At 62.9% G+C, this 14,749-nt stretch carries 17 protein-coding genes; 14 read left to right on the forward strand and 3 right to left on the reverse strand.

The annotated features are described in order from the left end of the window. Positions 1–229: 229 nt before the first annotated feature. The 13 genes from flgB to AAC645_RS03465 all read left to right on the forward strand — a co-directional run bounded on the left by flgB (position 230) and on the right by AAC645_RS03465 (position 11,007). Complete coding sequence (gene flgB / locus AAC645_RS03405) at positions 230–583, forward strand: flagellar basal body rod protein FlgB (RefSeq protein ID WP_340313848.1); 354 nt, start codon at positions 230–232, stop codon at positions 581–583. Between the two features lie 3 nt (positions 584–586). Next, positions 587–991 (forward strand): flagellar basal body rod protein FlgC, encoded by a 405-nt coding sequence (gene flgC, locus AAC645_RS03410; protein WP_340313850.1) that lies wholly within the window; start codon positions 587–589, stop codon positions 989–991. Next, on the forward strand, positions 988–1,665 hold the full coding sequence (locus AAC645_RS03415; RefSeq protein ID WP_340313851.1) for a flagellar hook assembly protein FlgD: 678 nt from the start codon (positions 988–990) through the stop codon (positions 1,663–1,665). The genes flgC and AAC645_RS03415 overlap by 4 nt, the downstream gene beginning before the upstream one ends. Positions 1,666–1,688: 23 nt before the next feature. Then, positions 1,689–3,008: a flagellar hook protein FlgE gene (locus AAC645_RS03420; protein ID WP_340313852.1), complete on the forward strand. Its 1,320-nt coding sequence runs from the start codon at positions 1,689–1,691 to the stop codon at positions 3,006–3,008. 25 nt (positions 3,009–3,033) lie between these two features. Continuing rightward, the gene (gene flgF, locus AAC645_RS03425) at positions 3,034–3,777 is read left to right on the forward strand and encodes a flagellar basal-body rod protein FlgF (protein ID WP_340313853.1); all 744 of its coding nucleotides are present in this window, start codon (positions 3,034–3,036) and stop codon (positions 3,775–3,777) included. A gap of 21 nt (positions 3,778–3,798) precedes the next feature. Next, positions 3,799–4,587, forward strand: a complete 789-nt coding sequence (gene flgG, locus AAC645_RS03430; RefSeq protein WP_340313854.1) for a flagellar basal-body rod protein FlgG — start codon at positions 3,799–3,801, stop codon at positions 4,585–4,587. Further along, the gene (locus AAC645_RS03435; protein ID WP_340313855.1) at positions 4,568–5,269 is read left to right on the forward strand and encodes a flagellar basal body L-ring protein FlgH; all 702 of its coding nucleotides are present in this window, start codon (positions 4,568–4,570) and stop codon (positions 5,267–5,269) included. The genes flgG and AAC645_RS03435 overlap by 20 nt, the downstream gene beginning before the upstream one ends. Before the next feature lie 26 nt (positions 5,270–5,295). Beyond that, complete coding sequence (locus tag AAC645_RS03440) at positions 5,296–6,399, forward strand: flagellar basal body P-ring protein FlgI (RefSeq protein ID WP_340313856.1); 1,104 nt, start codon at positions 5,296–5,298, stop codon at positions 6,397–6,399. Beyond that, complete coding sequence (locus AAC645_RS03445; protein ID WP_340313857.1) at positions 6,396–6,767, forward strand: rod-binding protein; 372 nt, start codon at positions 6,396–6,398, stop codon at positions 6,765–6,767. Before AAC645_RS03440 ends, AAC645_RS03445 begins: the two co-directional genes overlap by 4 nt. Further along, on the forward strand, positions 6,764–8,119 hold the full coding sequence (gene flgK, locus AAC645_RS03450; RefSeq protein ID WP_340313858.1) for a flagellar hook-associated protein FlgK: 1,356 nt from the start codon (positions 6,764–6,766) through the stop codon (positions 8,117–8,119). Before AAC645_RS03445 ends, flgK begins: the two co-directional genes overlap by 4 nt. 12 nt (positions 8,120–8,131) lie before the next feature. Beyond that, on the forward strand, positions 8,132–8,989 hold the full coding sequence (locus AAC645_RS03455; RefSeq protein ID WP_340313859.1) for a flagellin: 858 nt from the start codon (positions 8,132–8,134) through the stop codon (positions 8,987–8,989). A gap of 116 nt (positions 8,990–9,105) precedes the next feature. Next, positions 9,106–9,969: a flagellar motor stator protein MotA gene (gene motA, locus AAC645_RS03460; protein ID WP_340313860.1), complete on the forward strand. Its 864-nt coding sequence runs from the start codon at positions 9,106–9,108 to the stop codon at positions 9,967–9,969. 30 nt (positions 9,970–9,999) lie between these two features. Next, entirely contained in the window at positions 10,000–11,007 is a 1,008-nt protein-coding gene (locus AAC645_RS03465) for a flagellar motor protein MotB (protein WP_340313861.1), read from the forward strand. Positions 11,008–11,044: 37 nt separating this feature from the next. Here the strand turns inward: AAC645_RS03465 and AAC645_RS03470 are convergent, their stop codons facing one another. After that, positions 11,045–11,917 carry a hypothetical protein gene (locus AAC645_RS03470; RefSeq protein WP_340313862.1) on the reverse strand — a complete coding sequence of 291 codons (873 nt, stop codon included), beginning with the start codon at positions 11,915–11,917 and terminating at the stop codon, positions 11,045–11,047. A 235-nt stretch (positions 11,918–12,152) separates the two neighbouring features. On the opposite strand from AAC645_RS03470, the gene AAC645_RS03475 reads away from it, so the two are divergent. After that, complete coding sequence (locus AAC645_RS03475) at positions 12,153–12,875, forward strand: O-methyltransferase (protein ID WP_340313863.1); 723 nt, start codon at positions 12,153–12,155, stop codon at positions 12,873–12,875. On the opposite strand, the gene AAC645_RS03480 is transcribed toward AAC645_RS03475, so the two are convergent. Together AAC645_RS03480 and AAC645_RS03485 are read right to left on the reverse strand one after the other, a co-directional pair. Next, the gene (locus tag AAC645_RS03480) at positions 12,848–12,982 is read right to left on the reverse strand and encodes a hypothetical protein (protein WP_340313865.1); all 135 of its coding nucleotides are present in this window, start codon (positions 12,980–12,982) and stop codon (positions 12,848–12,850) included. The genes AAC645_RS03475 and AAC645_RS03480 overlap by 28 nt on opposite strands. A gap of 25 nt (positions 12,983–13,007) precedes the next feature. Continuing rightward, a complete protein-coding gene (locus AAC645_RS03485; RefSeq protein ID WP_340313866.1) occupies positions 13,008–14,738 on the reverse strand; it encodes a calcium-binding protein in 1,731 nt (576 codons plus the stop codon). Between the last annotated feature and the right edge of the window lie 11 nt (positions 14,739–14,749).

The following is a 14,749-nucleotide window of genomic DNA, read 5'->3' on the forward strand; positions in this document are numbered from 1 at the left end:
ACCGTTGCCGGACATGGCTAACGGACCCGGCAATATCGACCGGCAGGAAATTGCCGCCCCCGGCAGGAAATTGCCGGAGCAGCGCCAAATCCCAGAAAATGCGGCGGCACAGCCCTCGTTAACCACGTTTGGCACGGCAGTTGCTTGGGAGGGTCGCAAGGCAGCCGTCGAGCCTGTTCGAACATGATTAACGGCCGATGGCGGCAGAGTTTTAGAGGACAAGCGAAAAATGGCTGATCCGCTTTTCGGGGTACATGGCAAGGCGCTGGAGATAAGATCCCAGCGGCTGGCGATGCTGGCCTCCAACATCGCGAACGCCGCCACGCCCAACTACAAGGCGCGCGACATCGATTTCCAGAAGGCGCTGTCCGACGCCACCGACAATGGTGGCCTGTCTGCCGGCCAGGCCGCGCAGAGCAATGTCGGTTATCGCATTCCGCTCGAGACCTCGATCGACGGCAACACCGTCGAATTGTCGACCGAGCAGAACCAGTTCGCGGAGAACGCCCTGCAGTACAAGACCACGCTGTCCTTCCTGGAGGGAAGGATCGGGACGGTCATGCAAGCGCTGCGGGGAGAATAAGCCATGGCCAACAATCTCTCGGTCTTTGACATCGCCAGCCGCGCAATGTCCGCACAGATGGTGCGCCTCAACACCTCGGCCTCGAACCTGGCCAATGCCGGGTCGGTCGCGGGGAGCAAGGCTGAAGCCTTCAGGGCGATCAAGCCGGTCTTTTCCTCGGTCACCGACAGCCCCGGCGTCGCGACCGTCAAGGTCGACCAGGTGGTCGCCTCCAACATCGAACCCACCAAGCGCTACGACCCCAATCATCCCAAAGCCGACAAGGACGGCAATGTCTGGGAAGCGGGGGTCGACCAGGCGCAGGAGCTGGTCGAGATGATGGAGACCGCCCGTCAATACCAGAACAACGTGCAGGTCATGCAGACCGCCAAGACGCTCACTCTCGACACGCTGAGGCTCGGCAAATGACGATATCAACTGGAAGCAGCTATCTCGACGGCCTGAACGGCAAGGCGGCCAGCGCCACAACCACAACCAACAAGACCAACAACGCGCTCGACCAGACCGCCTTCCTGAAGCTGCTCACCACCCAGATGCAGACGCAGGACCCGTTCAATCCGGTCGACAATACCCAGATGGTCGCGCAGATGGCGCAATTCTCGTCGACCACCGGGATCGCCGAGATGAACGCCTCGCTCAAGACGATCTCGGCGGGCATCGCCGCCTCGCGGGTCGGCGATGCCGCGAGCTGGATCGGAAAGTCGGCGCTGGTCCAGTCGAAGACCGCTACCGCGCTGGCGGACGGCGCTTTCGCCGGCAACGTCACCTTGCCGGAGGACGCGTCGCGGGTCGACATCAGCCTCGTCGATTCAACGGGCAAGGTTGTCTACACCGGCTCGGCCACCGACGTCGCCAAGGGCGACGTGCCTTTCTACTGGGATGGCAAGGGCAAGGACGGCACTGCCGTTTCCGGGCCGCTCACCATCTCGGTCAGCGCGAAAAACACCGCGGCTGAGCAGATCGCCACCACCACATCGAGCTGGACCACCGTGTCAGGCGTCCAGTCGCCGGCGAGCGGTTCCACCAAGCTCGTCACGCCACTGGGGAATATCGACCCCGCCGACGCCCTGCAGCTTTCCTGATTTTCGGTAACGGAGCTTAGACCATGTCCTTTTACACTGCACTTTCCGGCCTCAAGGCTTCGCAGACCGAGCTCGCGGTGATCGCGAACAACGTCGCCAATGTCGGCACCACCGGCTTCAAGAAAAGCTCGGCCGAATTTGGCGACATCGTCTCCTCGGCGCCGCTGCAGAGCGCGACCGTCGCGGGGCAGGGCACCCGCCTGCGCGGCATCGCGCAGCAGTTCACCCAGGGCGGCTTCGAGAACAGCGAACGTTCGCTCGATCTCGCCGTCTCAGGCCAGGGCTTCTTCGTGACGCGTACCTCGTCGTCCAACTCGAACGTCGCCTATACCCGCAACGGCTCGTTCCGCGTGGACTCCGAACGATATGTGGTCGACTCAGGCGGCGCCTATCTCCAGGTCCTGCCGACCGACTCCACCGGCACCGTGACGGCAACCGGCTTGAACTCGACCCGGTCGCTGCAGTTGCCGCTGACCTCGGGTACATCCAGTTCGACCCAGTCGGTCGATCTCGCCGTGACCTTTCCGGCGGATGCTGACCTGCCAGCGGCTCGGGCCGTGTACACCGCCGCGAATCCTTATGCCTTCGACCGGTTCGATGCGAACAGCTATAACCAGTCGACAACGACGACCGTGTACGACGCATCGGGCACCGCCTTTCCGATGACGACCTACTATGTTCGCCAGAACATCCCGGCCGGCGCGGTCACCGACACGACGTGGACCGCACGCACGTTCATCGGCGACAAGGAGATCAGCTCCGACGCCGCGACGCCGACGCCGCCGACGCCGGTGACGCTGCTGTTCGATCAGTTCGGCACGTTGAGCAAGGTCAACGGTGCGACCCCCGCGGCGCTCACCACTGCACAGGTCAGCCCGACCGGCGCCACCGGCCCGATCGCCTTCTCGCTGACCTATGGCGCCAACACAAAAATGGCGTCGGCCCCGTTCACGCTGACCAGCTTCACCCAGGACGGCTATGCCGCCGGCCAACTCGACAACGTCTCGGTCGGCGCCGACGGCCTCGTCTCGGCCACCTTCTCGAACGGCGACACCCAGGCGCTCGGCAAGATCGTGCTGGCAACCTTCTCGAACCCGGAGGGCCTGCGCCAGCTCGGCGACAGCAAATGGGGATCGACTGGCATTTCCGGCGAGCCGCTGATCAGCGAGGCCAATTCCAACGGCACCGGCCTGATCCAGTCGGGTGCTCTCGAGCAGGCCAATGTCGACATCACAGAGGAGCTGGTCGCGCTGATCCAGGCGCAGCGCAACTTCTCGGCCAATGCGAAGGCGATCGAAGCGGCCAACACGATGACCCAGACCATCGTCAACCTGCGCTCCTGATCGTAACAGCTAGCGGAGCCCGGCCATGGACAAGCTCATCTACAGCTCATTATCCGCGATGCGGGCGGCGATGGCGCGTCAGACGACGACGGCCAATAATCTCGCCAACATCAACACCGCGGGTTTTCGCGGCGAGATGAGCTCGAGCACGGCGCTGTACCTCAAGGGCGACGGTTTCGAAGCTCGCGCGACCAACTCGGGCGAGGTGGTTTCCGCCGACATGTCCGAGGGCACGGTCAGCGAGACCGGGCGCAATCTCGATGTCGCCATCCAGGGCAAGGACTCGTTTCTGGCGGTGCAGAGCCGCGAGGGCGACGAGGCTTATACGCGGCGGGGCGACCTCAAGCTGAGCGACAGCGGTCTGCTCACCACCGGCGACGGACTTCCCGTCTTAGGCGATGGCGGGCCGATCACGCTGCCGCCCTATGACAAGCTGACGATCGCGTCTGACGGGACGATTTCGATCGTGCCGCAGGGCGCCGATCCCAGCCAGATCCAAACGGTCGACCGGCTGAAGCTGGTGGCGACGAACGGCACCGACATCGCCAAGGGTCTCGATGGACTGTTCCGCCCACGCAACGGCGGAACGCTGGCGCCCGATCCACAGGCGAATGTCCGCCAGGGTGCGATCGAGGGGTCCAACGTGAATGCCTCGGCCACGCTGATCGACATGATCGAGGCGAGCCGGGACTGGGACATGCAGGTCAAGATGATGAGCAGCGCGCAGGACATCGACAAGGCTTCGGCCGACCTGATGCGTTTCGATTAAACCGAAGACGGAGTAGCTTAGATGAGCAACGCAGCATTGCACGTCGCGCGGACGGGCCTCGACGCCCAGAATATGCGGATGCAGGTGATCGCCAACAACCTGGCGAACGTCAACACGACCGGCTTCAAGCGTGACCGCGCCAGCTTCGAGACGCTCGCCTATCAGGCAATGACCGCCCCGGGCGCCGCCTCCTCCGAGTCGACAAAATTCGCGACCGGCACCAACCTCGGCACAGGCGTGCAGATCAACGGCACCGCCAAGATTGAGACGCAAGGGTCGTTGCAGACCACCGACAACGCGCTCGACATGGCCGTCGAGGGCGCGGGCTATTTCCAGATCCAGATGCCGGACGGCCGCACCGGCTATACCCGCGACGGCAATTTCACGCTCTCGTCGGAGGGCAACATCGTCAACAGCGACGGCTATCAGCTGCAGCCGCAGATCCAGATCCCGCAAGGCGCCGACAAGATCACGATTGGCAATGACGGCACCGTCAGCGTCAGCATGCCGGGAGCCACCGAGTCGACCGAGGTAGGCAAGATCGAGCTCGCGCGCTTCGTCAATCCGGCGGGGCTCCAGTCCGAAGGCAACAACATCCTCACCGAAACCGCATCCTCGGGCCAGCCGCAGACCGGCGCCGGCGGCACTGACGGCCTCGGCAACATCCGTCAGGGCGCGCTCGAATCCTCGAACGTCAATATCGTCGAGGAACTGGTAGATATGATCGAAACCCAGCGCGCCTATGAAGTGAACAGCAAGATGATCTCGGCCACCGACCAGATGCTGCAATATGCCAACCAGAACATATAGCCCGGACGCGAACGCGCTGGTGACGCTCGGCCTCTGCGCCGCGTTGCTGATCGGCCTGGGGGCCGGGCCGGTCGATGCCAAGAAGCCGCGCAAGCGCGACATGGAATATGCGCCGACCTATGCGCAGGAGCCGCTGCCGCCGGTTGCCAATGGCGCGATATTCCAGGCCGCCAATGGCTATTCGGCGCTGACCAACGGAGCGCGGGCAGCGATGGTGGGCGATATCGTCACCATCACGCTGGTCGAGCGCACCCAGGCGTCGAAGTCGAACAGTGCGTCCACCGACCGCTCGGGCGACATCAGCCTCACCCCGCCGACTACCGGCCCGGCGTCCTTCTTCAACCCGACCGACATCGGCGCGAGCGGCGGCAGCACCTTCGCGGGCAAGGGCGGGGCGGCCCAGTCGAACCAGCTCAGCGGCGAGATCAGCGTGACCATCGCGCGGATATATCCCAACGGCACGATGCTGGTGCGCGGCGAGAAGCTGCTCACGCTCAACCGTGGCGAAGAAAATATCTCGATCAGCGGAATGATCCGCCAGGCCGATATCGGCCCGGACAACCGTGTCGCCTCCACCCGCGTCGCCGATGCCCGGATCACCTATTCGGGCAAGGGCGAGATCGCGCGCGGCTCGCGGCAGGGATGGCTTAACCGTTTCTTTTCCATCTTGAGTCCATTCTGATTAAAGATTTCGAGGATAAGCCGTTCATGTATCGCGCGTTGATCACCTTCCTGGTCTGCTTTTCGGGTCTCGCGCTGTCCGGCGTGGGCCATGCCGAGCGCATCAAGGACATCGGCACCTTCCAGGGACTGCGCGCCAACCAGCTGACCGGCTATGGCATCGTCGTGGGGCTCGCCGGCACTGGCGATGACAGCCTCGACTATTCGACGTTGGGCATGAAGGGCGTCGCCTCGCGCTTCGGCCTGCAGCTTCCAGCGGGCGTCAACCCGGCGCTGAAGAATGCCGCCGCGGTGATGCTGACGGCCGAACTGCCGGCCTTCGCGAAGCCTGGTCAGCGGCTCGATGTAACCATTTCCGCGCTCGGCAAGGCCAAGTCGCTGCGCGGCGGCACCTTGATCATGGCGCCGCTGCAGGGCGCCGACGGACAGATATATGCGATGGCGCAGGGCAATCTCGCAGTGGGCGGCCTCGGTATCGACGCAGCCGACGGGTCGAAGCTCACTATCAACGTGCCGACCGCCGGCCGCATCCCCGGCGGGGCGACCGTCGAACGCAGCGTCGACGCCGGTTTCGCCAACTCGCCGCAGCTCCGCTTTGATCTTTCCGATGGCGATCTCACCACGTCCCAGCGCGTCGCCGCCGCAATCAACGGCAAGATTGGCCAGAATATCGCCCGTTCGATCGACGCCACCACGATCACTATCGATGCCGCGCAGGGCGCGGAATATCGCACCGCGCTGATGAGCCGCATCGAAAATGTCGAGGTCGACACCGCCGATGCGCCGGCCAGGGTCGTCGTCAATGCCCGCACCGGAACCGTCGTGATCAACGGCGCCGTCCGCATCGCGCCGGTTGCCGTCACCCATGGCAAGATGACCGTGCAGGTCGACGAGAAGCCGCAGGTCGTCCAGCCCAATCCTTTTTCGCAGGGCAGGACCGCGGTTCAGCAGAATAGCGCGATCAAGGTCGAGCAGGAGGCGCATCCGATGTTCGAGTTCCAGCCCGGCGCTTCGCTCGCGGAGATCGTCAAGGCCGTCAACGCCATCGGCGCGTCGCCGGCCGACCTCGTTGCCATCCTCGAAGCGCTCAAGCAAGCCGGAGCCATGAAGGCCGAGCTGGTCGTGCTATGATCGGCAGCGTCTCCATAAAGACCGGCGCGCTCGCCGACCCCAAGGCCAGCGAGCTCGAGCAGCTGAAGGCCGCCGCGAAGCAGTTCGAGGCGGTGTTCACGCGCCAGATGCTAAAGTCGATGCGTGACGCGAAGCTGAGCGACGACGATCTGTTCGGCAGTGATGCAACGGACCAGTTCCGCGAGATGCAGGACTCCAATTTTGCCGATCAGATGGCGGGGAAGGGAGCGATCGGTATCGCGGACCTTCTGGTCAAGCAGTTCCAGGCGCGCGTCTCGAAGACGCCCGCGGCTGGGACTGCGGCTGGGGCTCCTGGCGCCGCTGGCGCGGTCGATGTCGCGCCGAAGCCTGACGGAACCAGCAAATGACCGACCTTCTCAATATTGGCCGATCGGGCGTCGTCGCTTATCGCGCGGCGCTGTCGACGGTCGGCGAGAATGTCTCCAACGCGGAAACCGAAGGCTATACGCGCCGCACGGTCACGCTGCGGGAGTCGGCGGTCTCGACCTCGAACGATTTCCGCTACCGGTCGTCGGCCGTGTTCGGCGGGGTCAATGTGGACAGCGTCCAGCGCGTGTTCGACAATTACCGCAGCGCCTATTCGCGCTTCGCCAATTCGGAAGCCTCGCGATCCGACGTGAAAGCGACCTGGCTGGATACGGCCGAGGGCGCGCTCGATGATTCCGACGTCGGGCTTGGCGTGAAGATGGCGAGCGTGTTCACCTCGGCCGAGGCGCTCAGCGCCGACGTGAGCAGCGATACCAACCGCAGGGCGATGCTGACTGCGCTCGGCGACGCGACCAATCAGTTCAACAGTACCGCCGGAGCACTGAAATCTGTCGCCGACGGCGTTGCCGCTTCCGCAGAGAACTCCGTTGCCAAGCTCAACGCCGACCTCAAGCAACTTGCCCAGATTAACATTGGGCTGCGCCGGGCCAGTCCTGGATCCGCCGGTCAGGCGCTGCTGATGGATCAGCGCGATGCGGCGCTGAAGAGCATTTCGAATGCCATGGGCGTCGAGGTCCGACTCGAGAATGATGGGCGCGCCGAGGTCAGGATCCTCGGTGACAGCGTCACGAAGCTGGTTGATTCGGAGAAGCCGAACGCTTCTTTCGTCGGTCTGGTCCAGGCCAACGATGGTCGGCTTTCGCTGGTAGCGTCTGGGCTGCAGGCGCAGGCCATCATCACGCCTCAGTCGGGCTCGCTGGCGGGCTATGTGGATGTGTCCAACACGATCGCTTCGCGCCGCGAAGCGCTCGATGCGACGGCGGCGACCTTTGCCAGCGTCATCAACACCTGGAATCAGGCGGGCGTCGACGGCAATGGCACGGCCGGTGCTGCGCTGGTCAGCGGAACGACCGCGGCCAGCCTCGCCGTAGCCACCACCGACGGCGCGAAAATCGCAGCGGCTTCGATTGCAGGTGTCGCTAACGGCAATGCACTGGCGCTCAAGGGCTATCGCAATTCGTCCGGTCCCGAAGCGAAATGGGCGCTACTGGTGTCGACACATGCCCAGAGCGTCTCGGCGGCGAAAGCCGAGCAATCGGCGACGGCCAGCCAGCGCGACGGAGCATTGCAGGCGCTCGACGAGGTCACCGGCGTCGACCTCGACGTCGAGGCGGCCCAACTGCTGCGTTTCCAGCAAGCCTATAGCGGTTCCGCGCGGATCATTCAGGTCGCGCGCGATACGCTGCAGGAAATCATGAACCTCTTCAGATAAAAGGACTGTCCGGTGATCACCGCAACTCGATATCGCGCGATCGCGGAAATAAACCGGCAGGCCAAGCTCGGCGCGGAGATCGCGCGTGCGCAGTCGGACATCTCCACCGGCAAGCGCATCGACAAGCCTTCGGACGATCCCATCGCCGCTGCGCGGATCACCGAAATCCGCCGCGCGCAGGCCGACCAGACCGTCTGGTCACGCAACATCGAGACCGCCAAGTCGGTGGCTGCCGAAGTCGACACGGCGATGACCAACGTCGCCGACATCTTCAACCGGGTGAAGGAGCTGACGCTCGCCGGTGCGACCGAGTCGGCCTCGCCTGCCGACCGGGCGGCAATCACCCAGGAACTTACCTCGCTACGGTCGTCGCTCGCCAGCATCCAGACATCGACGACGCCCACCGGTCAGTCGCTGTTCCCGGTCGATTCGCCGCTGTTGATCTCGACGTCGGCAACGCAGCGCCTCGCTGCCACGGCGCAGCGTTCCGACGTGTTCGACGCCATCCCTTTCCAGCACGGCGCCGCGACTCTCGACTCGTCGATAGGCGACGCGATTACCGCGATTTCGACCGACGACGCAGCGACGCGTCGGGCTCTTGCCGATGTCAGCCTGAGCGACATCGACGTGGCGGTCAGGCACGTCACGGACCAGCGCGCTGCGCAGGGCGTACGGGCAGCACAACTCGATAACGCCACCGACACGATGGAAGCAGTCGAGACCCAGCTCGCCGAGGAGCGGAGTTCGCTCGAAGACACAGATGTCGCCGCGACGGTCATGAAGCTGAACGCGAAAACCCTGAGCCTTCAGGCCGCACAACAGGCTTTCGCCAAGGTCAATCGCAACACTTTGTTTGACTTTCTCAGTTAAGACAATCTCACGGCCACTGGATAAAGTTCCTGCTTATCCTGCCGTTAACGTCGATGGGGAAAGGCGCTGGTTCTGCGACCTGACCTCAAGCGGTATTCGCGTGGGAGTTAGCGTTCATGTTTGCAGGCATTGGCCTCGTTATCCTCCTTGCCATGGTATTCGGCGGGTTCGCCATCACCGGCGGTGATCTGGAGCCCATTCTCCACGCAATTCCCCACGAGATGCTGATCATCGGCGGCGCCGCGGTCGGCGCCATCGTCGCCGGCAATTCGATGAAGGAGCTGAAGGCGTTCGGCGGTGGATTCGGCAAGGTCTTCAAGGGGCCGAAATATAACAAGAAGGACTATCTCGACGTCATCTTCCTCGTGTCCACGCTGATGAAGAAGCTGCGTACCGAAGGTCCCGTGGCGCTCGAGCCGCATATCGAGGATCCCAAGGCGTCGACGCTGTTCTCCGAATATCCCAAGCTGCTCAAGGACAGCACGCTGATCCACATGATCACCGACACGCTGCGCCTCGTCGTCATCTCCTCCGGCACGCTCGATCCGATGGCCGTGGAGGACGTGATGGATAACGCGCTCAAGACCCATCACCATGACGAGATCAAGCCGGCTGATATGATGCAGGGCTTGGCCGACGCGCTGCCTGCGCTCGGCATCGTCGCGGCGGTGTTGGGCGTGGTCAAGACGATGGGTTCGATCGACAAGCCGCCGGCGATTCTCGGCGCCATGATCGGCTCGGCCCTCGTCGGTACCTTCCTCGGCATTCTGCTGGCTTATGGCATCGTCTCGCCGTTCGCGCAGCGCTGCCGCCAGGTCATCGAGGCCGATGCCGCCATCTACGGCGTGGTCAAGCAGATCATCATCGCCTCGCTCCACGGACACCCGCTGCCGCTGGTGATCGAGGCCGCGCGCTCGGGCATCACCCATTCGAACCAGCCCGCCTTTGCCGACGTCTTCGACGGCATGCGCGGCCGCTAAGTTCCAGGCTTCCGAAGGAACGCTCGACCTATGGCGCAATCGCCCTCCAAGCGCGGCAAGAACGAGCCGGAGCCCCGGCCGATAATCATCAAGAAGATTATCGCAGAGGGACATGGCGGCCATCATGGTGGCGCCTGGAAGGTGGCCTATGCCGACTTCGTCACGGCGATGATGGCGTTCTTCCTGCTGATGTGGATCCTGGGCGCGACCAACGAAAAGCAGCGCAAGGGCATCGCAGACTATTTCACGCCGACGATGGTCCAGCTCAAGGAAAAGAGCGCGGGCGCGAACGGCATCTTCGGTGGTGAATCGATTATCGACAAGGATAACTACCCGCACCGCGCGTCCCAGACCGGTTCCAAGTCGATCACCATCCCCAAGGATGCATCGGGCGGCGAGAAGGAGGGCGGCGCCTCAATGCGCGCAAAGGATCGCGCCGCTTTCCAGAAGCTCAAGATGATCCTTCAGCAGAAGATGGCGGCCACGCCCAGCCTGGCGGCGATGGCGAAGAATGTCCGTTTCGTGGAAACCCGTGAGGGACTGCGGATCGACCTGGTCGACCAGGCCGACTTCGCGATGTTCAAATCGGGCACCGACCAACTGCTTCCCTCCGCTGTCGCGCTGATGAAGCAGGTCGCGGAAGTCTCCGATCTCGCCGACAATGCGGTGATCGTGCGGGGGCACACCGATGCGATGCCCTATGCGAAGGGAAGGACTGTCAACAACTGGACGTTGTCGGCAGCGCGCGCCGAGGCCACGCGCCGGGCGCTGTCCGACTTCGGCATACCGAACAGCCGCTTCGCCCGCATCGAAGGTGTCGCTGATCGCGAACCTTATGTGCCCGAGGATCCCTATGATCCGCGCAACCGCCGTATGTCGATCACGCTGGCATGGTCGGATGGCGGCGGGACCGGCGCGCCCCAGCCGGAGTCAAGCGTGCGCAAGCCGGTCGACCTGATGGCCTCGGCCGGACCGAACGATCCCACCGCGATGCCAGCGGCGGCCATGGCGCAGATGGTGATTGCGAAAAAACCCTGATCAGATCGTCAGAGCCGGAGCCTATCTAAGTGGAAAATCAGCCCTCCAGCGGGCTATCGCTGATAGAGCCGTCGCCGTCCGAGGCGAGCAGCATATAGGCGAGACGTGCGTTGCCCGGGTTGGGCTTGAGCAGGTTCAGGCGGTCGGTGGCGCCCATCATCGCCAGCATCTCGCCGGTTCCGGGCGCAGCCTTGCCGTCGCCTTCGAAAACCTCCCGCGCATAAGCGAGGCGCATCCGATCCGATGACAGAGGATCGCTGCCGGTCGTCGGCTGCACCGGGCCGCCATTGTCGTCGATCTTCTTCGCCATCAGCGCATAGACTTGGCCCAGCGAACGCGCGCTGCCGCTCTGGTCGTAGAAGATCGTCCGGTTGGCGCGCGCCTCGCGCGGGAATAGCGAGGCTGCGGACGCATCGGGCCGCGCGTCGGCAGCCTTGAGGAATTTGGTGGCGCCCTCCAGACCTAGGAAATGCGCGAAATAGAGGTCGGCGGCGCGCGGCTGGCGCCCGAGCGATGCCTGCAGGCCTTCGGCATTGTCGCTGGCGAACTCGGCCGCCATCAGCGCGGAGGCGTCGGGCTGGTTCTTGAGCGCCATCACCTGGTCGCGGACGTTACCGTCGACTTTCCAGCTACCATCGCTGCGCCGGCTGATTGCATCGGCAGCCCAGCCCAGGCCATGCTTCGCGCCGTACATCTTGACGGCGCCGAGCCAGCTTTGATCGATGAACTGAAACAGGCCGCCCGCCGAACTCGATTGTGCCTGCGCGTTCGGATTGAGTCCGCTTTCCGATTTGGCCTGGTTCAGCAGATAGGAAAAATCGACTCCGACCCTCTGCGCGGCACGACTGATCGCGCCACGGACGCCGTTGACGTCCCGCTCGATGCGGTTGCCGAAGCTCGGCAAGGTCATGGGGCGGATCCTGTTAACACCCCTTAATTATCGCTGATCATGGTTAATGAAGCGTTAGGGGCGCGATGAACGGCGGTCCGTTCAGGACGCGAGCCGGAGCCCGTCGCCGCGATGGCTCCTTTTCGCGGAGCCGAGGGTTTCCCAGTACGATCTTCGGAGGACCGACGCGTTGCGCGATCTAACGCCACTGCTGCCCATCACGAGCGCCTTGGCTGCCACGGCCGCTCGGCGATCCATGTCGGATTGGTTCCACCTCCTCGCTTTCGGGGCGATCGGGTGGCCCTGGCTGCTGAAAAGCCTCTCAGGCGGGAGCAAGGCACAGCGGATCCAGCTATGCGCACGGCTGGAACTACCGGAGGATGCGCTGCCGCATCTGGGCAGCTGGAAAGCCGATGCCGGATTTCTTCATCTGATCGTGGATCATATCCAGAAAACGCGACCTCAGATCGTGGTGGAGTTCGGCGCCGGCGCATCGACGCTGGTCGCCGCACGAGCGCTCATGCTGCACGGAGGCGGCCGCCTTGTGAGTTTCGACCAGAACCCCGACTTCGCCGCCCAGACCAGATCTTGGCTCAAGAGCTACGGCGTCCACGCCGATATCCGCGCCGTTCCGCTTGGTCCCTCGCCGGGCGGATGGCCGGGCCGGTGGTATGATCATGAGCCGGTTGACCGACCCATCGATCTGCTGCTGATCGATGGCCCGCCATGGACCATCCATCCTTATGTGCGGGGTGCCGCCGAGGCCTTATTCGATAAGATCTCGCCGGGGGGCAGCGTCATGCTGGATGACGCGGCACGGCCCGGAGAACGCGTCGTCGCTCGGAGATGGAGCGCCCGCTGGCCCGAATTCGATTTCCGGCTGCGGAATGCCGGCAGCAAGGGCACGCTGATCGGCGTTCGATCGCACAAGGGCATCGAACGATCGCGCCGTCATGCGTCGTCGTCAGATGGCTGCTGATCCTCGTCGGGGCGGTGGCGCTGCAGATCTTTGATCCGCCGGATACCGGCGAACATCGGCAGCAGCAGGACGAGGAGCAGGATCGCGGCGACGATCTGTTTTTTCATGGCTGCCGGGGGATCGTTCGCGGCATCAAAGATGGCCTATGAAATCATCGCTGTGAAAACCGCCGGTTTGACGCAAGATCCGGATAATCGCGTTGATGCTGGTCCCGCCCGCATCATTGTAGAACAGATAGGTGCTGCTGGCCCAGTCGAGCACGGCGACATCGTGCGTGCCAGCATGCGCATCGAGCATGATTTGGGCGCGTTGCATCGTTGACGCGAAGTTCGGAAGTTCTTCGTCGGTGCTGCTGAGGAGCTCGCCACTTCCGCTTCCGATTCCGCTGGGGAGGTATATCTTGTCGACGTGATTTTCGAACATGTCGATGACATCCAGGTCATACGGGATGCCAGACAGGGAAATGCCATTGACCGCTCGATTACCCGGAGCGGGGGGCAGCAGATGTGTGCTGTCGGCCGGAAAGATGAACCGGTCGACACCGTCGTGACCTGTCATGATGTCTTGATAGTGGCCAGCGGTGAGGCTCGTATTGCTGGCGCTGGCAGTCTGGATAACGCCGTCCGTGCGATCGCGGAGTTCCGAAGCGGATACATTCAGCAGCTTTACGGCTGTCTCGATCGATGCACCTGTCCCGGCGAACAGGAAGGTGTCCGCGCCGACCTGGATTGCCGCAATTGGATCAGGAGAGAAATTGTCGGCCGAGTAGTTGTCTTTCATCAGTTGGAGAGCAAGCGGATAGGCGGATTGGATATCGGGCGCGTTGCCCACCACATATTTAGAGCCGTGTTGGAAATTGATTCCGAACCCTACGCTATCCTCGCCTACTGAAAAATCAGTGATGACGTCGGTGATGTAGGCATTGGGACCGGTTGTAACGAAAGCGTCGCGCAGCTCCCCGCTGCCGTAAGCCCCGTAGACTTTTGATGAGTTGTCGGTTGACGCCATGAGGAAGGCGTCGCGGCCTTCGCCGCCGGTAAGGACATCGATGCCAAGGCCGCCGAGTAAGGCATCATTGCCCTTATCGCCTATCAGTACATCATTACCGCCATCGCCGAAGATCAGATCGTTACCCTGGCCACCACGCAATGCGTCGTTTCCGCCGCCGCCCACGATCGTATCGTCGCCGCGATTGCCATTGACCGTGTCATTGCCGTCCGGATCGGAACTGTCCACGCCATAGGACTGATCCCCATAGATCAGATCATTGTCGCTGCCGCCGTTCAGTCTGTCGGATCCACCGCCACCTTCGATCGAGTCATTGCCAGCATTGCCCTGAATATAGTCGCTGCCACTGCCGCCGTAGAGTCCGTCTGCTCGATCGTCACCGCCGTTTGGAGATTGACCGTACAGGTGATCATTGCCTGCTCCGCCCCATAAGGAATCCTGATTCGCCCCGCCCAAGATCACATCGTGGCCGAGACCGCCGAATAAATCGTCGGTAGATGCGCCTCCATTCAGCGTGTCATTACCTGCAAGCAAAGGAGATGGGGCATAGATGTCGCCGGTAAGCAACCAAGCGTGCACATCGACCGCGCTGACCTGCATGCCGGACAGCCTGAAAAGTTGTGCGCCATTACCAGTGACGGTTACGGATGTGATCTGACCTCTCGTAGGAATCCCATTGTTGTCGAAGGAAAATCCGTTTCCGTTGACGAGAATGCTTCCGCCTTCTTCGTTTATAGTAAAGCTCGTGCTGGTGCGATTTGACGAAGAAGCGGCGGCTAGTGCGTCAACACTGAGATAGGCCATCGAAACCGATCCGAGATAACCGGACGGATATGTCGTCGTCAGCAGCGCCATCTATGTCCCCA

Origin of the sequence: Rhizorhabdus argentea, from assembly GCF_037861105.1 — a bacterium.
GTDB lineage: Bacteria > Pseudomonadota > Alphaproteobacteria > Sphingomonadales > Sphingomonadaceae > Rhizorhabdus > Rhizorhabdus argentea.